Origin of the sequence: Acidovorax sp. LjRoot129, assembly GCF_964253765.1 — a bacterium.
Taxonomy (GTDB): Bacteria; Pseudomonadota; Gammaproteobacteria; order Burkholderiales; family Burkholderiaceae_C; genus Acidovorax.
This window is the reverse complement of sequence record NZ_CAXUSE020000001.1, coordinates 3,654,550-3,674,143: the sequence shown is the minus strand read 5'-3', so window position 1 is coordinate 3,674,143 and position 19,594 is coordinate 3,654,550. Positions and strand designations below refer to the sequence as shown.

At 67.6% G+C, this 19,594-nt stretch carries 16 protein-coding genes; 9 read left to right on the top strand and 7 right to left on the bottom strand.

Going from position 1 to position 19,594, the window contains the following annotated elements; all coding sequences use genetic code 11:
• The first annotated feature begins 12 nt into the window (after window positions 1-12).
• From nuoN to ACSQ3Q_RS16775, 3 genes are read left to right on the top strand one after another with little or no spacing between them, the layout of a single operon-like run.
• The gene (gene nuoN / locus ACSQ3Q_RS16785; protein WP_436135479.1) at window positions 13-1,506 is read left to right on the top strand and encodes an NADH-quinone oxidoreductase subunit NuoN; all 1,494 of its coding nucleotides are present in this window, start codon (window positions 13-15) and stop codon (window positions 1,504-1,506) included.
• Between the two features lie 47 nt (window positions 1,507-1,553).
• Window positions 1,554-1,859, top strand: coding sequence for a DUF2818 family protein (locus ACSQ3Q_RS16780; RefSeq protein ID WP_436135478.1), 306 nt, complete (start codon window positions 1,554-1,556; stop codon window positions 1,857-1,859).
• Window positions 1,860-1,916: 57 nt separating this feature from the next.
• Complete coding sequence (locus ACSQ3Q_RS16775; protein ID WP_436135477.1) at window positions 1,917-2,414, top strand: DUF1178 family protein; 498 nt, start codon at window positions 1,917-1,919, stop codon at window positions 2,412-2,414.
• 121 nt (window positions 2,415-2,535) lie between these two features.
• On the opposite strand, the gene ACSQ3Q_RS16770 is transcribed toward ACSQ3Q_RS16775, so the two are convergent.
• The gene (locus ACSQ3Q_RS16770; protein WP_436135476.1) at window positions 2,536-4,350 is read right to left on the bottom strand and encodes an ABC transporter transmembrane domain-containing protein; all 1,815 of its coding nucleotides are present in this window, start codon (window positions 4,348-4,350) and stop codon (window positions 2,536-2,538) included.
• Between the two features lie 418 nt (window positions 4,351-4,768).
• Between ACSQ3Q_RS16770 and ACSQ3Q_RS16765 the strand changes: the two genes are divergently transcribed.
• The 5 genes from ACSQ3Q_RS16765 (at window position 4,769) to ACSQ3Q_RS16745 (ending at window position 9,549) form a co-directional block, all read left to right on the top strand.
• Window positions 4,769-5,539, top strand: a complete 771-nt coding sequence (locus ACSQ3Q_RS16765; protein ID WP_436135475.1) for an ABC transporter ATP-binding protein — start codon at window positions 4,769-4,771, stop codon at window positions 5,537-5,539.
• The gene (locus ACSQ3Q_RS16760; protein WP_436135474.1) at window positions 5,539-6,252 is read left to right on the top strand and encodes an ABC transporter ATP-binding protein; all 714 of its coding nucleotides are present in this window, start codon (window positions 5,539-5,541) and stop codon (window positions 6,250-6,252) included. Before ACSQ3Q_RS16765 ends, ACSQ3Q_RS16760 begins: the two co-directional genes overlap by 1 nt.
• Before the next feature lie 65 nt (window positions 6,253-6,317).
• The gene (locus tag ACSQ3Q_RS16755) at window positions 6,318-7,517 is read left to right on the top strand and encodes an ABC transporter substrate-binding protein (protein WP_436135473.1); all 1,200 of its coding nucleotides are present in this window, start codon (window positions 6,318-6,320) and stop codon (window positions 7,515-7,517) included.
• Window positions 7,518-7,647: 130 nt separating this feature from the next.
• Window positions 7,648-8,532, top strand: coding sequence for a branched-chain amino acid ABC transporter permease (locus ACSQ3Q_RS16750; RefSeq protein ID WP_436135472.1), 885 nt, complete (start codon window positions 7,648-7,650; stop codon window positions 8,530-8,532).
• Between the two features lie 12 nt (window positions 8,533-8,544).
• Window positions 8,545-9,549 (top strand): branched-chain amino acid ABC transporter permease, encoded by a 1,005-nt coding sequence (locus ACSQ3Q_RS16745; RefSeq protein ID WP_436135471.1) that lies wholly within the window; start codon window positions 8,545-8,547, stop codon window positions 9,547-9,549.
• A 72-nt stretch (window positions 9,550-9,621) separates the two neighbouring features.
• Here the strand turns inward: ACSQ3Q_RS16745 and ACSQ3Q_RS16740 are convergent, their stop codons facing one another.
• The 3 genes from ACSQ3Q_RS16740 to ACSQ3Q_RS16730 are packed head-to-tail and all read right to left on the bottom strand — an operon-like array spanning window position 9,622 to window position 14,630.
• On the bottom strand, window positions 9,622-10,773 hold the full coding sequence (locus tag ACSQ3Q_RS16740) for a lipocalin-like domain-containing protein (RefSeq protein WP_436135470.1): 1,152 nt from the start codon (window positions 10,771-10,773) through the stop codon (window positions 9,622-9,624).
• Between the two features lie 31 nt (window positions 10,774-10,804).
• The gene (locus ACSQ3Q_RS16735) at window positions 10,805-11,881 is read right to left on the bottom strand and encodes a PLP-dependent cysteine synthase family protein (protein WP_436135469.1); all 1,077 of its coding nucleotides are present in this window, start codon (window positions 11,879-11,881) and stop codon (window positions 10,805-10,807) included.
• Between the two features lie 52 nt (window positions 11,882-11,933).
• Entirely contained in the window at window positions 11,934-14,630 is a 2,697-nt protein-coding gene (locus tag ACSQ3Q_RS16730; RefSeq protein WP_436135468.1) for an FtsX-like permease family protein, read from the bottom strand.
• 165 nt (window positions 14,631-14,795) lie between these two features.
• Here ACSQ3Q_RS16730 and ACSQ3Q_RS16725 point away from each other — a divergent pair, with 165 nt between their 5' ends.
• Window positions 14,796-16,511 carry a serine hydrolase gene (locus tag ACSQ3Q_RS16725; protein ID WP_436135467.1) on the top strand — a complete coding sequence of 572 codons (1,716 nt, stop codon included), beginning with the start codon at window positions 14,796-14,798 and terminating at the stop codon, window positions 16,509-16,511.
• 8 nt (window positions 16,512-16,519) lie between these two features.
• Here the strand turns inward: ACSQ3Q_RS16725 and ACSQ3Q_RS16720 are convergent, their stop codons facing one another.
• From ACSQ3Q_RS16720 to ACSQ3Q_RS16710, 3 genes are read right to left on the bottom strand one after another with little or no spacing between them, the layout of a single operon-like run.
• Entirely contained in the window at window positions 16,520-17,266 is a 747-nt protein-coding gene (locus tag ACSQ3Q_RS16720) for an ABC transporter ATP-binding protein (protein ID WP_436135466.1), read from the bottom strand.
• Window positions 17,263-18,264 (bottom strand): tRNA (adenosine(37)-N6)-dimethylallyltransferase MiaA, encoded by a 1,002-nt coding sequence (gene miaA, locus ACSQ3Q_RS16715; RefSeq protein ID WP_436137019.1) that lies wholly within the window; start codon window positions 18,262-18,264, stop codon window positions 17,263-17,265. The genes ACSQ3Q_RS16720 and miaA overlap by 4 nt, the downstream gene beginning before the upstream one ends.
• 7 nt (window positions 18,265-18,271) lie before the next feature.
• The gene (locus ACSQ3Q_RS16710; RefSeq protein ID WP_436135465.1) at window positions 18,272-19,513 is read right to left on the bottom strand and encodes a multidrug effflux MFS transporter; all 1,242 of its coding nucleotides are present in this window, start codon (window positions 19,511-19,513) and stop codon (window positions 18,272-18,274) included.
• Window positions 19,514-19,594: the final 81 nt, after the last annotated feature.

Sequence of the window (19,594 nt, the reverse complement as noted above, 5' to 3'; positions counted from 1 at the left end):
GAGAGATTCGAGATGATTGACAACATCAGCTGGCTCGCGATTTACCCCGAAATCGTGCTGTTGACCATGGCCTGCGTGATCGCGCTGGTCGACCTGGGTGTGCACAGCACCCGCCGCACCGCCACCTACGTGCTGACGCTGCTCACACTGGCCGTCGTGGCGGGTCTGCAGGCCATGTACGCCAGCAGCGGCAACACCTTCTACGGTTTTGGCAACATGGTGGTCAGCGACGCCATGGGCAACTGGCTCAAGTGTTTTGCCACCGTGGCGATGATGATCACGCTGGTCTACGCGCGCCCCTATGCGGCCGACCGCGGCATGCTGCGCGGCGGCGAGATGTTCACGCTGGCGATGTTTTCGCTGCTGGGCATGTTCATCATGATCTCGGGCAACAACTTCCTCGTGATCTACCTGGGCCTCGAACTGCTCACGCTGTCGAGCTACGCCCTGGTGGCCCTGCGCCGTGACAACGCCACGGCCACTGAAGCGGCCATGAAGTACTTTGTGCTGGGCGCGATGGCCAGCGGTTTCCTGCTGTACGGCCTGTCCATGATTTATGGTGCCACCGGCTCGCTGGATATCGGCCAGGTGTTCAAGGCCGTCAATTCGGGCCAGATCCGCCACCAAGTGCTGGTGTTTGGCCTGGTGTTTGTGGTGGCGGGCTTGGCCTTCAAGCTGGGCGTGGTGCCGTTCCATATGTGGATCCCTGACGTGTACCAGGGTGCTCCTACAGCCGTCACGCTCATGGTCGGCGGCGCGCCAAAGCTGGCAGCCTTTGCAATCACCATCCGCCTGCTGGTGGACGGCTTGCTGCCCCTGGCCATCGACTGGCAACAGATGCTGGCGGTGCTGGCCATCGGATCGCTGCTGGTGGGTAACCTGGCGGCCATTGCGCAGACCAACCTCAAGCGCATGCTCGCGTACTCGACCATCTCGCAGATGGGCTTCGTGCTGCTGGGCCTGATGTCGGGTGTGGTGAACGGCAACGTGGACGCGACCGCTGTCGAGAACGCCTACAGCGCCTCGATGTTCTACGTCGTGACCTATGTGCTGACCACGCTCGCATCGTTTGGCGTGATCCTGCTGCTGGCCCGCGAAGGGTTCGAGAGCGAAGAGATCTCTGACTTTGCCGGCCTCAACCAGCGCAGCCCGCTCTACGCCGGTGTGATGGCCGTGTGCCTGTTCTCCATGGCGGGCCTGCCGCCGCTGGTGGGTTTCTATGCCAAGCTCGCGGTGCTGCAGGCCCTGGTGGCTTCGGGCCAGACGCTGTACATCGCCATGGCCGTGTTCGCCGTGGTCATGTCGCTCATCGGCGCCTTCTACTACCTGCGCGTGGTGAAGGTGATGTACTTCGATGCGCCGCTGACTGCCTCCAACGTGTCGGCCCCTGCGGATGTGCGTGTGGTGCTCACCCTCAACGGTGCGCTGATCCTGGTGCTGGGCATCCTGCCCGGCGGCCTGATGGCCCTGTGCGCCGACGCCGTGGTGCGCGCGCTGGCGACCTGAGCGCGCCAGTTCCGCGCTCCCCGTTCCTTCGCGCACCTTTTCACCCTGTGTCACTCACCGGATCGGTCTGGCTGGTCATCATCGCGGCGCTCATCGCTGCGAACCTGCCCTTTGTAAACCACCGCTGGCTGGTGGTGGGCCCCGCGGCATCGCCGCGCAAGCCCCTGGCCGGGCGGCTGGCAGAGCTGATCTTGTGCTATTTCCTGGTCGGAGGGCTCGCGCTGCTGCTCGAGCGCCGCGCAGGCCAGATCGCGCCGCAAGGCTGGGAGTTCTATGCCATCACCGGCACCTTGTTCCTGACCCTGGCCTTCCCGGGTTTTGTCTATCGTTACCTGCTGCGCCGGCATGGCTGACAGGGTGTCGATGCCGGCTGGGACGCGGGCCGGGTCTTCCCGCTCGCGAATCCCGTCATGAAGGTGCTCGATCTCCAATGCCAACACGGCCATGTCTTTGAAGGCTGGTTTGGTTCCGAAGAAGATTTCCAAAGCCAACGCGAGCGCGGGCTGGTGCAGTGCCCGATGTGCGCGGACGACCACATTGAAAAGCGCCTGAGCGCTCCCCGTCTGAACCTGGGCGCACGCGCGCCCGCCGCAGGCCCCGCTGCCGCAGGCCATACCCCTGGCACCGAAGTGATCCCGGCCCAGCGCCCTGCCGGCGCGGTCGACGCCAGCATGCTGCCTCCGGCTTTGCAGGCCGCATGGCTGGACCTGGCGCGCAAGATCGTTGCCAACACCGAGGACGTGGGTCCGCGCTTTGCGCAAGAGGCGCGGCGCATGCACCACGGCGAAGTGGAAGAGCGCGCCATCCGCGGCCAGGCGACACCGGACGAGGCGGTGCAGCTGATCGAGGAGGGCATCGCCGTGATGCCCCTTCCGCTGCCCGCTGCTGCCAAGGAAACCCTGCAGTAAGCCTGGGGCCTCCGCAGCCTTTTGTGGCTGCTGGTTTTAGGTGTTTTTGGCCCCTGGCGCTTATTCAGAAAGCGTTAGTAGCTATAAAAAATATAGCAACATCATATTTGGTGCCCTGGGTTCACACCGTGAACTGCAGCGCCGCCAGTCGCGCGTACACGCCGCCCTGGGCCAGCAATGCGGCGTGTGTGCCTTCTTCCACGATGCGCCCGTGGTCCAGCACCACGATGCGGTCCGCGTTCTGCACCGTGGCCAGCCGGTGGGCGATGACCAGGGTGGTGCGGCGCCCCGTGTGGCGCTGCATGGCGGTGTCCAGGGCCGCCTGCACCATGCGCTCGCTTTCGGCGTCCAGCGCGCTGGTGGCCTCATCCAGCAGCAACAGCGGCGGGTTCTTGAGCATGGCCCGTGCAATCGCGATGCGCTGGCGCTGCCCGCCCGACAGGCGCACGCCGCGTTCGCCCAGGAAGGTGGCGTAGCCCTCGGGCAGCGCCATCAGAAAGTCGTGCGCAAACGCGGCACGTGTGGCGGCTATCACTTCTTCATCGGTGGCGTCGGGGCGCCCGTAGCGGATGTTGTCCATGGCCGAGGCCGAAAAGATCACGGCGTCCTGGGGTACGGTGCCGGTGCTGGCGCGCAGTGTTTCCAGCCGCAGTTCGCGGATGTCCACGCCGTTCAGGCGGACGTAACCCTGCGGGCGCTCACCGGCGCCTGTGTTCACGTCGTAGAAGCGCTGCAGCAGCTGGAACACAGTGGTCTTGCCCGCACCGCTCGCGCCCACCAGCGCCACGGTTTCCCCTGGCGCCAGGCGCAGCGAGAAATCCTGCAGCGCAGGCTGGTCAGGCCGCGACGGGTAGTGGAACTGCACCTTGTCGAATTCCACGGCGAGGCCCTGGCCTGACAAGGGCAGGTCGCGCGGTGCGTCGGGGTCGGCTACGGGCGAGCGGCTCGACAGCAGCTCCATGAGCCGCTCGGTGGCGCCGGCAGCGCGCAGCAGGTCGCCATAGACCTCGCCCAGCACCGCCACCGCACCAGCCAGCAGGGCCACGTACACCACCGTCTGCCCCAGGTGGCCGGCCGTCATCTTGCCCGCCAGTACGGCCCCGGTGCCGCGGTACAGGCCCCACAGCAGCAGTGCAGCGTTGGCGATGATGATGAAGGCCACCAGCAGCGCCCGCGCACGGCTGCGCTTGATGGCGACCTGGAACGCGTTTTCGGTGGCTTGCATAAAGCGGCTGGTTTCGCGCGGCTCGGCCGTGTAGCTCTGCACCACCGGCACGGCATTGAGCACCTCGGCCGCGATGGCGCTGGAGTCGGCCACCCGGTCTTGGCTGTCGCGCGACAGCCGGCGCACGCGGCGCCCGATCCACATCGTCGGCAACACCACCAGGACCACCGCCGCCAGCACGATCGACATGACGTAGGGATTGGTCCACACCAGCACAGCCAGCGCACCCACGCCCATCACGGCATTGCGCAGCCCCATTGACAGCGACGAGCCCACCACGGTCTGCACCAGCGTGGTGTCGGCGGTCAGGCGCGACAGCACCTCGCCGGTCTGCGTGGTCTCAAAGAACTGCGGGCTTTGCCGCAGCACATGGCCATACACGGCATTGCGCAGGTCGGCGGTCACCCGCTCGCCCAGCCAGCTCACCATATAAAAACGTGCCGCCGAGAACACGCCCAGCGCGACCGCCACCGCGAACAGCACCTCAAAGTGATTGCGCAGCGCCATCGTCTGCGCGCCCTTGTCGGTGCTGATGAGCCCCACGTCCACAAGGTTGCGCAAGGCCAGCGGAAACGCCAGCGTGGCGATGGCTGCCATCACCAGGAACACCCCCGCCAGCGCGATGCGCCCACGGTAGGGTTTGAGAAAGGGAAGCAGGCCGGTGAGGGAGCGCGGTGCGCCGCGGGGCGCCTGGGAGGGAAGGGTTGCCATCGGCGGAGTGTAGAGGCGGGTGGTGGCAAAGGCCCGCCGTACGGCCATTGCGGAGTTCACACAACCCGAGCGCTGCAAAAGCACCAGTCTCAGTACCAGCGCGCGGTGCGCTGCTTACGCCTGGGATTTGTAAGCAGGCGCTTCAAATGCTCAGTGCTTTGAGAGCCGGCGCAACGGCCAAGCGATGAGTCCACCGAGCGCCTGCAGCACGCCCAGCGGCGCTCTCCGAACCCTGTGGAGACCCGGGTCGGCACTCTGGGTGCACTGCCTGTCCCCGCCGCGTAGGCGTTTATACATAGGCATTAGTCCCAGTATCTACCACATGGTAAGCAAGCATAGGATGCACGGCGACATACCGCATGCACGGAGACCTTCACCGGCCTCCTTCTTCAGTCCCCTACGGAGCGACCCAGGCGCAATGAGCGACGTCATTCTTGAAACCCACAGCCTGACCAAAGAGTTCAAGGGATTCACCGCAGTCAGCGACGTGAACCTGGCCGTGCGCCGCGGTTCCATCCATGCGCTGATAGGGCCCAATGGCGCAGGCAAGACCACTTGCTTCAACCTGCTGACCAAGTTCCTCACGCCGACCTCGGGCACCATCCGCTTCAACGGGCACGACATCACGCGCGAGCAGCCCGCGCAGATCGCGCGGCGCGGCGTGATCCGCTCTTTCCAGATCTCGGCCGTGTTCCCGCACCTCACGCTGATGGAGAACGTGCGCCTGGGGCTGCAGCGCAAGCTCGGTACGTCATTCCACTTCTGGCGCAGCGAACGCACCCTGCATCAGCTCGATGACCGCGCGATGCAGCTGCTGGCCGAGGTCGGCCTCGCCGACGTCGCGGACGAGGTCACCGTCAACCTGCCGTACGGCCGCAAGCGCGCGCTCGAGATCGCCACCACGCTGGCCATGGAGCCCGAACTCATGCTGCTGGACGAACCCACGCAGGGCATGGGCCACGAAGACGTGGACCGCGTCACGCAACTCATCAAGAAGGTGTCGGCGGGCCGCACCATTCTCATGGTCGAACACAACATGAAAGTCGTCTCCACGATCGCCGATTGCATTACCGTGCTGCAGCGCGGTGCGGTGCTGGCCGAAGGGCCGTATGCCGAGGTGTCGAGCAACCCTCTGGTCATGGAAGCCTATATGGGCACCACCGACGGCCAACTGCAAGGGGCACACTGATGGCTGGCACCCCTGCACTCGAAATCAAAAACCTCGAAGCCTGGTACGGCGAATCGCACGTTTTGCACGGCGTGGACATCGTCGTGCAGCCGGGCGAGGTGGTCACGCTGCTGGGCCGCAATGGGGCAGGCCGCACGACGACCATGCGCGCCATCATGGGTTTGACCGGGGCGCGCAAGGGCTCGGTCAAGATCAATGGCGTGGAAACCGTGAACATGCCCACGCACCGCATCGCCCACCTGGGCGTGGGGTACTGCCCTGAAGAGCGCGGCATTTTCTCCAGCCTCTCGTGCGAAGAAAACCTGCTGCTGCCGCCTGCACTCAAGACGGGCATGCCCGGCATGACCGTGCAGGAGATCTACGCCATGTTCCCCAACCTGGCCGAGCGCAAGAACAGCCAGGGCACGCGCCTGTCGGGCGGCGAGCAGCAGATGCTGGCCGTTGCACGCATCCTGCGCACGGGTGCCAATCTGCTGCTGCTTGACGAAATTTCCGAAGGCCTCGCGCCCGTCATCGTGCAGGCCCTGGCCCGCATGATCACGATGCTGCGCGAGAAGGGCTACACGGTGGTGATGGTGGAGCAGAACTTCCGCTTTGCCGCGCCTCTGGCCGACCGTTTCTACGTGATGGAGCACGGCCGCATCGTCGAGAAATTCGGCGCTGCCGAACTCGAAGCCAAGATGCCGGTGCTCACCGAGCTGCTGGGCGTCTGACCGCGCCAGCGAGCCTTTTGAACCTCTTTCGTTTCTTCACCCACCACACCTACAGGAGACAATCCATGAAGAAGAACCAACTCACAGCGCTCGCACTGGTGCTTGCCGCAGCGGGCCTGGCCACCTCGGCCGCACACGCGCAGGACAAGGTCAAGATCGGCTTCATCACCGACATGTCCAGCCTGTACGCGGACGTGGAAGGCAAGAACGGCGCGGTGGCCATCCAGATGGCCATCGACGACTTCGGCGGCAAGGTGCTGGGCATGCCCATCGAATTGATGAGCACCGACCACCAGAACAAGGCGGACATCGCAGCGTCCAAGGCGCGCGAATGGATCGATACCCAGGGCCTGACCATGGTGTTCGGCGGTACCAACTCGGGCACGGCCCTGGCCATCGCCAAAGTGGCTGCCGAGAAAAAGCGCGTGTACATCAACAACGGCGCCGCCAGTTCGGCCCTGACCAATGACCAGTGCACGCCCTACACCGTGCACTACGCCTACGACACCGTGGCCCTTGCCAAGGGCACCGGCACGGCCATCGTGGATACCGGCGGCAAGAGCTGGTACTTCTTGACAGCCGACTACGCCTTCGGCCACGCGCTCGAAGCCGACACCAGCACGGTCGTCAAGGCCAAGGGCGGCACGGTGGTGGGCACGGTGCGCCACCCGCTCAACGCGTCGGACTTCTCGTCCTTCCTGCTGCAGGCGCAAAACTCCAAGGCGCAGATCCTGGGCCTGGCCAACGCTGGCGGTGACACCATCAACGCCATCAAGGCCGCCAAGGAATTCGGTATCGGCAAGAGCATGAAGCTCGCTGGTCTGCTGATCTTCATCAGCGACGTGCACAGCCTGGGCCTGCGCAACACCGAAGGCCTGCAGTTCACCACCAGCTGGTACTGGGACCTGAACGACGACACGCGCAAGTTTGCCGCCCGTTTCTTCGAGAAGACGAAGCGCATGCCCACCGAAATCCAGGCGGCCGACTACTCCGCCACCATGAACTACCTCAAGGCCGTGGAAGCCACCAAGAGCGTCGATGCCGACAAGGTGATGACCACCTGGCGCGGCATGAAGATGAACGACTTCTTCGGCTCCGGCCAGCTGCGTGCCGACGGCCGCTACGTGCACGACATGTACCTGATGGAAGTGAAGAAGCCTTCGGAATCCACCAAGCCATGGGACTACTACAAGCTGGTCAAAAAGCTGCCCGGTGACACGGTGTTCACCACCAAGGCCGAGAGCAAGTGCCCGCTCTGGAAGTAAACCCCTGAAAACACGCGAACAAGCCGGCAGCGCTGTGGTGCGCCCGCGCTTGTTCCGGTGGGACCCTCGGGTCCGGGGACCTGCCAGTTTTCTCTTCTGAACCACTTCTCTCCACCAGCCGTTGCCTCCCATGGAATTCTTTGGTGTCTCATTGCCCGGCCTGTTGAGCCAGCTCCTTCTGGGGCTGGTCAACGGGTCGTTCTACGCAATTCTCAGTTTGGGTCTGGCCGTCATTTTTGGCCTGCTCAATGTCATCAACTTCGCGCACGGCGCGTTGTTCATGACCGGCGCCCTGATCACCTGGATGGCGATGAACTACTTCGGCATCAACTACTGGTGGATGCTGGTGCTGGCGCCGCTGGTGGTCGGGCTGGTGGGGGTGTTGATCGAGCGGCTCTTGCTGCGGTGGATCTACAAACTCGACCACCTCTACGGCCTGCTGCTTACTTTGGGACTCACGCTTTTGATCGAGGGCTTGTTCCGCTCGATCTACGGCGTCTCGGGCCTGGGATACGACACGCCCGAGTTGCTTGAGGGCGCTACCAACCTCGGCTTCATGATCCTGCCCAACTACCGCGCATGGGTGGTGGTGGCCTCGGTGGTCGTGTGCCTGGCGACCTGGTACGTGATCGAAAAGACCAAGCTCGGTGCCTACCTGCGCGCCGGCACCGAAAACCCGCGCCTGGTCGAAGCCTTCGGCATCAACGTGCCGGTGATGGTGACCCTGACCTATGCCTTTGGCGCCGCACTGGCCGCGTTTGCCGGCGTGCTGGCCGCACCGGTGTACCAGGTGACGCCGCTCATGGGGCAGAACCTCATCATCGTGGTGTTCGCGGTGGTGGTGATCGGGGGCATGGGCTCCATCATGGGCTCCATCCTCACGGGGCTGGGCCTGGGGGTCATCGAAGGCTTCACCAAGGTGTTCTATCCCGAAGCATCCTCCACCGTGGTGTTCGTCATCATGGTCATCGTTCTTCTCATTCGCCCCGCCGGCCTGTTCGGCAAAGAAAAATAAGGGGCCGACCGCATGAACATCAAGAACATTGCCACCGTCGGCTACGGCCTGCTGCTGCTGGGCCTGGTCGCTGCGCCGTTCCTGGGCGCCTACCCCGTCTTCGTGATGAAGCTCATGTGCTTTGCACTGTTCGCTTCGGCCTTCAACCTGCTGCTGGGCTTTACGGGGCTGCTGTCCTTTGGCCACGCGGCCTTCCTGGGGGGCGCGGCCTACGTCACCGGCCACGCCATCAAGGTCTGGGGCCTGACACCCGAAGTGGGCCTGCTGCTGGGCACGGCTGGCGGCGCGCTGCTCGGCCTGCTGTTCGGCTGGCTGGCCATCCGCCGGCAGGGCATCTACTTTTCGATGATCACGCTGGCGCTCGCTCAGATGCTGTTCTTCGCCTGCCTGCAAGCCCCGTTCACCGGTGGTGAGGACGGCCTGCAGGGCGTGCCGCGCGGCAAGCTCTTCGGCATCATCAGCCTGCAAAGCGACCTCGTCATGTACTACGTGACGCTGGTGGTGGTGGTGCTGGCCTTCCTCGTCATCGTGCGCACCATCCATTCGCCGTTCGGGCAGGTGCTCAAGGGCATCAAGGAGAACGAGCCCCGCGCCATTTCGCTGGGTTACGACACGCACCGCTTCAAGCTGCTGGCCTTTGTGTTGTCGGCCGCACTGGCCGGCCTGGCAGGCTCGCTCAAGACGCTGGTGCTGGGCTTTGCCACGCTGTCCGATGTGCACTGGACGGCATCGGGCCAGGTCATCTTGATGACACTGGTGGGCGGCCTCGGCACGCTCTCCGGGCCGCTGATCGGCTCGGCCGTGGTGGTGCTGCTGGAAAACAAGATCGGCGAATTCGGCAATCTGCTGGCGGCGCTGACCAGCGTGGAATGGTTCAGGACGCTGGGCGAGTCGGTCACCATGGTCACCGGCCTGATCTTCGTGATCTGTGTGCTGGCCTTTCGCCGCGGCATCATGGGCGAGATCATTGCCTGGATGGCACGGCGCCGGTCGGGCGGTGGTGCGGCCAGGCACTGACACCGCAGCGCCTGTTCAGGGCGCCTCCATCTTCAGCCGCTGCAGCCTGCTGAACGCGACCACAAACGCGTTCTAAAGGCGCAGCGGTTTTCCGTATCCGGTGAGCTCCAGGTACCCGCGCCCCACGGGCTCGCTTGCTGCATTGAGCAGGTCCGACAAACCTTCCCAGTAGATCGCGCCGGTGGAGCCGCTGCTGTCGAGCTCCTGGTTGTCCAGCAGTGCCCGCGCCTGGTAGATGCCTGCGGGCGTTTGCACTCGCCACTGAACCGGGTAGCGCACGCCGCTGGCCGGGCTGGTCCAATAGCGCTCGGGCGTAAAGACCACCGCATCGGCGCCGAAGGTTTGCACGGCCCCGCCCGGCAACCGCAGCGATCCGCCGGCCCACACCGCCGAGCCATCCGCGCGGCGCAGACGAAACGCCGTGAGCGCGCCACCGTCGTGCAGGTTCATCCCAATCCAGTCCCACCCCACCACCTCGGGGTGCATCAGGGTCTCGCTCCACTCGTGGTCCATCCAGGCGCGGCCTGTGTTAGTCCCGCTGGCCACGGCCATTCGATCAGACCCGACCGTGAGGGATCCGCTCACCGCCAGCTGCGGCTGGCTGTAGTAGTAGCTCGCCTGCTCGGCCGCGGGCCCCTTGCGCGACAAGCCCTGCTGGCCCTGCAGCAGCACTGGCTGGGTGCTGTCGAGCTGCAGGTGCAGCCGAAAGCTGCCGGCATCGATGCGTGCGTCATAGCGGCTGGCCGCTCCACCCGGCGACGCCCCGGCTGTCGTACCGCCAAACACCGCACTGCGCACCAGCGACCAGTCCTGCAGCCGGATGTCGGTATCGGACTCGCTGGCGCGCGCCACGCCAAAACCTGCGCGGGCAATGCGCTGGTCGTGCAGCAAGCGCCCGCCACGCACGTCCGTCACTGCCGCATGGGCAAACAGCAGCTGCTTGGCGGCAAAGGCCGATTGCAGGCCCTGCGTGGCATCGACGCGCGACCGAAAGAACGTGAGCTGAAACCCCCATGGCCTGCCAGCGGCCTGCACATGGCCGGTGATGTACCACCACTCCGTGCGCAACTCCGGGTGGCTGCCGTGGTCGCGCGGAAAGCTCAAAGCCCGGGCAGGCAGTGCTTGCACCGCCCCCGGCCACAGCAGTCCGTGGCCCAGCGCGGACAGCCCTGCGGCTTGCAGGCTGGACGCCAGCATCCAATGGCGGCGTGCGGGGCTGTGCATAGTGGGTGGCAGTGCAGCGTCGGCGCTGGCGTCAGCCGATCAACGCATCAACCCGCTGCTGCGCGGCCGAGCAGTCGCCAAACGTGCGGTCCACCCAATCGGTGTCGAAGTAGGTTGGCAGATAGCGCTCGCCCGCATCGCACAGCAGCGACAGGATCGAGCCGCGCTCGCCCCGTTCGCGCATCTCGCCCGCCAGGGTGAGCATGGCGACAAAGTTGGTGCCGGTAGACGGCCCCACACGCCGCCCCAGCAGTTGCGACAGCGACCGCATCGCAGCAATGGATTCCACGTCGGGCACGTCCACCATGCGGTCCACCAGCGTGCGGATAAAGCTCGGCTCCACCCGTGGGCGGCCGATGCCTTCGATGCGCGAACCGGGCGCCGTGAGCGCTGCGTCGCCCGTGCGGTGGTAAGCGCTGAACACCGAGCCCGCCGGGTCGGCCACGCAGACCTCCGTGGCGTGGCGCTGGTAGCGCACGTAGCGGCCTATGGTGGCGCTGGTACCGCCCGTGCCCGCGCCCACCACAATCCAGCGCGGCACGGGGTGCGGCTCGCGGGCCATCTGCGTGAACATGCTCTCGGCGATGTTGTTGTTGCCGCGCCAGTCGGTGGCCCGCTCGGCGTAGGTGAACTGGTCCATGTAGTGGCCGCCGGTTTCCGCCGCGATGACGCGGGCCGCGGCGTACACCTCGCCCGCACTGTCCACAAAATGGCAGCGGCCACCGTGGAACTCGATCTGCGCCACTTTCTCGGGCGAGGTGGTGCGGGGCATCACCGCCACGAAGGGCAGGCCCAGCAGGCGCGCAAAGTAGGCCTCGCTCACGGCCGTGGAGCCGCTGGACGACTCGACCACCGTCGAGCCTTCATGGATCCAGCCATTGCACAGCGCATACAGAAACAGCGAACGCGCCAGCCGGTGCTTGAGGCTGCCGGTGGGGTGGGTCGATTCGTCCTTGAGGTACAGGTCGATCCCATGCGCCGCAAACGCGGGCAGCCGCAGGGGGATCAGGTGCGTGTCGGCACTGCGCTGGTAGTCGGCTTCGATGCGGGCGATGGCGGTGTGTAGCCAGGCGCTGGCGTGCTGGGGGGCAGAGGTCGGGGCGGTCATGCGGGCGATTGTCTCGCAGGCCGGCCGGGCGACCACCGGGCGGCGGTTGCCCTCACCAGTCTTCCTTCACCGCCATCACCGCATCGCGCCCCGCCGCAGCGCGCCCGGCCAGCCAGGCGGTGGTAGTGCCCGCGATCACCACGGCGCCGCACAGGGCCGCCAGGCGCCACGCGGGGATGTCGAGGTCCATGCTCCAGTGAAAGCTCTGGGGGTTGACCACATGCACCAGCACCACCGACACCGCCAGGCCCAGCAGCACACCCGCGAGCGCACCCACGCCGGTCCACGCCGCGCCTTCACCGGCCACCACCGCCAAGATCTGGCGCCGCGTGAGGCCCAGGTGGGCCAGCAGCCCGAACTCCTTGCGGCGCGCGAGGATCTGCGCGCTGAAGCTTGCGGCCACGCCAAAGAGCCCGATGCCGATCGCCACGGCCTGCAGCCAGTAGGTGACGGCAAAGCTGCGGTCAAAGATGCGCAGCGAGCGTTCGCGGATCGTGCCGGACGAGACAAATTCGACCAGTGTGGTTGATGCGTTGTCGCTAGACGCGCCAGCCCCTGATGCCGCTGCGCCCGGGCCGCCGGCCGCCTTGTTTGCGTAATCTGCAGCCACTGCGCGAATGGCCTGCTGCAGCGCCTGCCCATCGGTGCCCGCGCGCGGCCACAGCGCCAGGTCGCTGGTGCGCGCGTCGCCGGTCAGCCGCAGCCAGACCGAGCGGTCCATCACCACGGCGCCCGATTGCCGCGCGTAGTCGCGCCACACGCCTGCTACAAAAAATATAGCTACAGGCGCTTGATGATCAAGCGCTAGAGGCCTAAAAGCCTTTGAAAGTGCCGGCCACTCCATGCCCGGGCGCAGCCCGTACAGGTCGACCACCGCCTCACTCACGTAGACGCCCGTGCGCCCGGCGGGCACCGGCAGCGCATCGCCCACCAGGGGTAGGTTGCGCTCGGGCTCCGGCCCCAGCGGGCGGCTGATGACCATGAGCGCCGGGCGCGTGGCGTCGAGCTGCAACGGGCTTGCGCGCAGCGGCTCGGTGCGTTCCAGCGCGGGCAGCTGCGCCACCGCCTCGGCAAAACCCGCGGGCAGCAGCGCGGCATCGCTGCCCGGTGCGTTGAGCGCCGAGCGCACGTACAGCGGCGAAGGCAGCACCGCGTCCAGCCACTGCGTGACCGAGCCGCGAAAGCTCGACACCATCACCGTGAGCGCCACGGCCAGGCTCAGGCTGGCCACCACGCCGCCGACGGCGATGGCGGCCGAGCCGCGCATGCGCCGCGCGCGCTCCAGCGCCAGCAGCGGCAGGGCATGGCGCGCGGCCAGCGGCTGCAGCCTGTGCAGCAACCAGGCCATGCCCCAGGGCAGCAGGGCGATGCCCCCCACCAGCAGCAGGCCAATGGCCACATAGGCCGCCAATGGGATGCCAAAAATGGGCGGAGCGCTGGTCAGAAGGGATCCTATTGCTATCAAAACCATACCAACACGGCCGCCGCCTGACTGGGCAGGCGCAGCGCCCAGGCCCTTCAGGGTCTGCGCCGGCGGCAGCGCCTGGGCGGCCCGCGCCGGCCACCAGCCGCCCACCAGCGCGGCCACCACGCCCAGTGCGCCGTAGACCAAAGCGGCCGGGGCGCTCCACTGCAGCGCGGGCTGCACGCCCGCAAAGTAGCCGCCTCCCAGGTCACCGCCCAACAGCTGCAGTGCGACCGCGGCCAGCGCCGTACCCAGGGCAATGCCGGCGGCGCTGCCGATCACCCCCAGCACGGCGGATTCGGCCAGCACCAGCGCCAGGCGCTGGCGCGGCGTGGCACCCAGCACGGCCAGCAGCGCAAACTGCGGCCCGCGCTGCGCGACGCTGAGCGCCAGCACCGAGAAAACCAGGAACGCGCCCGTGAACAACGCCACCAGCGCCAGCACCGTGAGGTTGACGCGGTAGGCGCGCGACAAATTGCTGATGCGCTGCGCCGCATCGCCGGGCTGCGCGAACACCACCTGCGCCGGCCAGCCGGGCAGGGCGCGCAGCGCCTGCTCCCATGCGCTGCGGTCGGTGCCAGGCACCAGCTGGATGTCGATGCGGCTCAGCTGTCCGCCGCGGCCAAACAGGTCCTGCGCCGCGCCAATGTCCATCACCGCCAGCGGCGCACCGCCGGCTGCCACCGTGCCCGCCACGCGCACGCGCAGCTCCTGCAGCCCCGCGCGCAGCACGAGCTGCGGCGCAGGCTCGGCGCCCGTGGCGGCGAGCCCCAGGGCCTGCAGCGCTGCAGGGTTCAAAAACACCGTGGACGGCGCAAACAAGGCCAGGCGATCCGCACCCGGCCAGGGCCTGGGCATGAGCGCGGGCGCCATCGTGGGCAGCAGAAGCGCATCGACGCCGAGCAGGCGCAGCGGCGTGCGGGCCGCCGCTGTGTTGGCGCTGGTTTCGGCGTTGGTCTCGGCGCTGCTGCGGGGCTGTGGCTGCACGGTGCGCGCCGCGGCCGACAGCTCCAGCACCGGGCTTGCGCGCGCCACCTGCGGGTGTGTGGCCAGCTGCTCGTAGAGCGCCTCTGGCAGGCTGCCCTGCATGGCGCGCAACTCCAAGTCCGGCTGGCCGTTGACGGTACGCACGGCCTGCGAAAACTCGTCCAGCGCGGAGGCATTGATCACATGCACCGCAAACGCCAGCGCCACCCCCAGCATCACCGCCACCACGGCCGCGGCGCTGCGCCAAGGGTGGTGGCGCAGGTCTTGCCAGGAGAAGGTGCGAAGCAGCGCGAGCATGGGGGGGATTGTGCGGCTTGGTGTGGTGGGGCTGTGTGCGCTGGGGCGGGTTCACTATGGAGAGGTCGCAAGAGAGTGGACGGACTCTTAAGCTGGCCCACAGCCCTGGTGTGCCACGATGCCCGCACGGCACCCGCACCGCGGTGTTGTTCAGAGAGGCGATGGATGGCTTGCACGACTGGAACCCTTGCGCCAACGCAGCGCTGGCCGGGACGCGCCTTTGCCGTTGGCGTGTTGTGGGCGCTGTGCGCGGGCTACGGGGCCGCCCAGGCAGTGCCTGCGGCCTCCGCACAAGCTGCTAGCTTCGGCTGGTCCGGCCCCGCAGACGCCATGGCCGCTGCGGCGCTGGGCCCGCTGCGCGGCGCGGCCGAGGTGGGCATTTGGCAGGGGGGCCAGGCGAGCTATGGCACAGCCCGCCAGCGCGTGCCGGAGGCCCCGGCCCAGGCGCTGTTTGAAGTCGGATCGATCAGCAAGGTGTTCACCGGGTTGCTGCTGGCGCAGGCCGTGGAGCGCGGGGACATGGCGCTGGACGACACGCTGGGCGGGCTGCTCCATGGCACGCCAGCGCTGGCCGCGCCGTTGCCCGCACCGGTCGCGGCCATCACGCTGCGCCAGCTCGTCACCCACACCTCTTGCCTGCCGCGCTTGCCTGCGGATTTCCGCCGTGGGTCCGACGCTGCCAATCCCTACCTGGGCTACGACCGCGCCCGGCTGTGGCAATCCCTGGCCAACACGCGCCTGGCCCAGTCGCCGCCGTGCCCTGGCGTGTACAGCAACCTCGGCTTTGCGGTGCTGGGTGAGCTGCTGGCCCAGCGCTATGGCAAGCCCTGGGCTGGGCTGGTGCACGAGCGCATCACCGGCCCGCTGGGCATGCACGACACGGTGCAGTTGCTGGGCGACAAGGCGCCGCGCCTGGCCACCCCGCACGATGGCGAGGCAGCGGTGTCAGTGTCGGTGTGGGAGTTCGATGCGTTTGCCGGGGCGGGCGCCTTGCGCTCCACGGCGGCGGACATGCTGGTGTTCAGCCGCGCCCTGCTGGCCGGCGCGCAAGGGCCGCTGGGCCCGGCGGCCGAGCGCCTGTTCACGCCGCTGGCGGACCACGACGGCGGCCAGATCGGCTACGCCATCATGCTGCGCGAGCGCGATGGGCTGCGCACCTGGCTGCACGGCGGTGGCACGGGGGGCTTTCGCAGCGTGTGGCTGCTGGCTCCCGACCGGGGCGAAGCGGTGATCGCCCTGGTGGCCAACGCACAGGCCGCGCAGCAGGATGTGATGGCGCCCCTGCTGGCGCAGCGCTACCCGGTCCCGCCCGGCCAGCCTGCCACCGATGCCGCTGCGCTGGCGCCCTATGAAGGGGTCTACCGCGCGTCGCCTGCCGTCGCCCTGAGCCTTGCCATGGTGGATGGCCAGTTGCAGCTGCGGCCCACGGGTGGGGTGTTCGAGCCGCTGCAGGTGCTGGGTCCCGACGCCTTCACGCAGCCGGCATCGGGACGCCAACTGCGCTTTGAGCGCGACAAGGAAGGGCGGCCCGCGGTGTTGAACTACACACGCTTTGGCGCACGCTTGATGGCCCAGCGTGTTCAGGAGCCGGTGCTGGGGCTCGCGCCGCCACAGTCCACCGAGGAGCTGGCCCCGTACCTGGGCCGCTACCGCCTGCGCGGCGGTAGTGTGCTGGATGTGCAGGCCACGGGCGGCCGGCTGCACGTGCGCCTGGGCTCCCAGCCGCGCTTCACGGTCTACCCGGTGCCGGGGCAGCAGGACCGGTTTGCGTACGACGCGGTGCGGGCGGAACTGGAGTTTGAGCGCTACCGAAGTGGCGAGGCGCGTGCTGTGGTGCTACACCAGAAAGGGCATTTCAGGGCACCCCGGCTGGAGCCGTGAACAGGTTCCTAGGACCCCGCCGCGATCCCGTCGCTGCGCAGCCGCAGCACCCGGTCGGCCCGTGCTGCCGCGGCATCGGAATGCGTGACCAGCACCAGCGACGCGCCGTGCTCGCGCGTTTGCGCAAGCAGCAGGTCCATTACGCGCGCCGCCGTGGTGGGGTCGAGATTGCCGGTGGGCTCATCGGCCAGCAGCAGCGCGGGGCGGTGCACCAGCGCGCGGGCGATGGCCACACGCTGCAGCTGCCCCCCGCTGAGCTGCTGCGGCAATCGCGTGCCCATGTCGGCCAGCCCCACGGCGTCCAGAATGTACTGCACGCGGAGGGGGTCGGGCTGGCCCAGCAGCATCAGTGGCAGGGCGATGTTCTGCGCCACGTCCAGATGCGGCAGCACATGGAAGGCCTGGAAGACAAAGCCCACGTGGGCGCGGCGCCACAACGCGCGCTGTGTGTCGTCCAGCGGGCCCAGGTCAACGCCGCCGTGGAGCACGCGCCCGGTGTCCCAGGTGTCGAGCCCCGCCAGGCAATTGAGCAGCGTGGACTTGCCCACGCCCGAGTCGCCGACGATGGCGACAAACTCGCCCGGCGCCACGCTGAAATCCACCTGCGCGAACACGGGTGTCTCGCCGTAGTGTTTGCCCAATTGCTCTACCTGCAGCCCGGCGGTCGCCGCTGTGCCATTCGCCGGTCGGATCGCAGCACCCGGCGCCGATGCGGGGCCGCCGCCTGGCCCTGCAGGAAGGGTTGCGAGTGTCATGCGTTGCGCTGCTCCAGCCGCAGCAGCGCGGCCCGCACCAGCGCGTCCACCGCGCCGGGTCGGTCGCAGGCGATGACCTGGCGCTGCGGCATGCTGCGCAGCCAGGTGATCTGCCGCTTGGCCAGCTGGCGCGTGGCGGCAATGCCGCGCTCGCGCAGGTGGGCCAGGTTCAATGGCGTGCCCGGTGCGCGGGTGGCCTGGAAGTCCAGCTCTTCCCAGGCCTGCCGGTAGCCCACGCAGCGCATGGAGGGCAGGTCGGGGCGCAGGTCGCCGCGCGCGCGCAGGGCCGACACTTCGTCGATGAAGCCGCTGGCCAGCATGGCGTCAAAACGTTGGGCGATGCGGCCGTGCAACCAGACGCGATCGTCCGGTTCTAAGGAAAAAAGTGCTCCAGCGCTTGTCGTGTCTGTGCTGGTAGCTATCTTTTTTGTAGTGTGAAAGCTCGACAGCGGCTGGCCTGAGAGGTGCCACACCTCCAGCGCGCGCTGAATGCGCTGGCTGTCGGCCGGGGCCAGGCGGGCCGCCGTCACAGGGTCCACGCGCGCCAGCTCGGCGTGCAGCGCGGGCCAGCCTTGTTCGGCGGCCTGGGCTTCGATCTGTGCACGCATGGCGGGGTCTGCGGCGGGCATGTCGTCGATGCCGTCGAACAGCGCCTTGAAGTACAGCATGGTGCCGCCCGCCAGCAGCGGCAGCGCACCCCGTGTGCGGATCTCCGCGATGAGCCGCGTGGCGTCCTGCACAAACTCGGCCGCGCTGTAGGCCTGCAACGGGTCGCGAATGTCGATGAGGTGGTGTGGCGCGGCGGCGCGTTCTTCAGGGGTGGGCTTGGCGGTGCCGATGTCCATGCCGCGGTACACCAGGGCCGAGTCCACACTGATGATCTCTACCGGAATGCCCCGCTGGCCCAGCACGGCAGCCAGCGCCAGGGCGCCTGCGGTCTTGCCGGAGGCCGTGGGGCCGGCGATGGCGATGGTGGGCAGCGCGTGCACCTCCTGCATCGGGTGATCAGGCGTGCTCACGCCGCGCTCCAAACTTCTGCACCAGCGTCCACGAGATGGCGGCCAGCGCCACCGACCAGAACCAGATCCCGTTGACCAGCGGCCAGACCGTGCCATCCAGGCGCATGCCCAGCCAGCCGCCAATGGCGAACGCGGCGAGCATCATCATGAAACCGTTGAGTGCCGACGCCACGCCCGCCGCCTTGGGGAAGGGGCCCACGGCGCCGCTTTGCCCACAGGGCTGGTGGATGCCGTGCCCGAGCATGAACAGATAAAACGGCAGCAGCAGCGCCCACGGCTGGTGCCAGCCCATGTGGGCTACAGCCGCCATCAGCGTCCCGCCGCTCACGCTCAGTGCGCCCGCAATCGCCACCGTGCGCAGCAGGCCGTGGCGCGCCAGCAAACGGCGGCACAAAAAGGTGCCCGCGAGGTAGGCCACGCAGGCCGATGCCATGGTCCAGCCAAACTGTGTGCGCGTGAGCCCAAGCACGTCGATGAACACAAACGACGACGCCGCCAGAAAGGTGAACAGGCCGCCGTAGGTGGCCGTGGTCTGCAGCGAGAACGCCCAGAACGTGGGGCTGCGCAGCACATGCAGCCAGGTGCCAAGCAGTGTGCCCGGGTGCAGTGCCCGCGGGTTGCGGTGCGCCAGTGTCTCGGGCAACCGCAGCGCCACCAGCGCCAGCGTGGCCACCGCATACACCGTGAGCGCCATCAGCGCCGCGCGCCAGCCCAGCCATTCGCTCAGCAGACCACCCAGCGGCGCGCAGATGCAGGCCACGATGCCCAGGCCCGTGAGTGCCTTGGACATCGCACGGGCGCCCTCCAGCGGCGTGTACAGGTCGCGCACGATGGCCCGCGCGCACATCACCACCGCGCCCATCGCGGCGCCCTGGGCAATGCGCCAGACGATCAGCATCGCCATGGTGGGCGCGAACGCGCTGCACAGCGAAGCCACGGTGTAGATGGCCAGGCCCGCCAGCAGGATGGGGCGCCGGCCGAAGCGGTCCGACAGCGGGCCCCACACCATCTGCGAGCAACCAAACGCCAGCAGCAGGCCGCTGAGCGTGAGCTGCGCGGCCGAGACGGGCGCGCCGAGGCTGCGCGTGAGGGCCGGCAGGGCGGGCAGGTACAGGTCGGTGGTGACGGGCTGGATGGAGAGCAGCATCGCCAGCACCAGGATGGCCATGCCGGGCTGAATCGAGACCAAAGCAGCCGGCGAAGCGGCGGTGGCGGAGGGGGCAGACATATCTGTCTGAGGGTACCAGAAGGGGGTGCGCCGACCGGGGCCAGCAGGCGTATCCCGTGATGCGCGCTTGCGCCACATCAA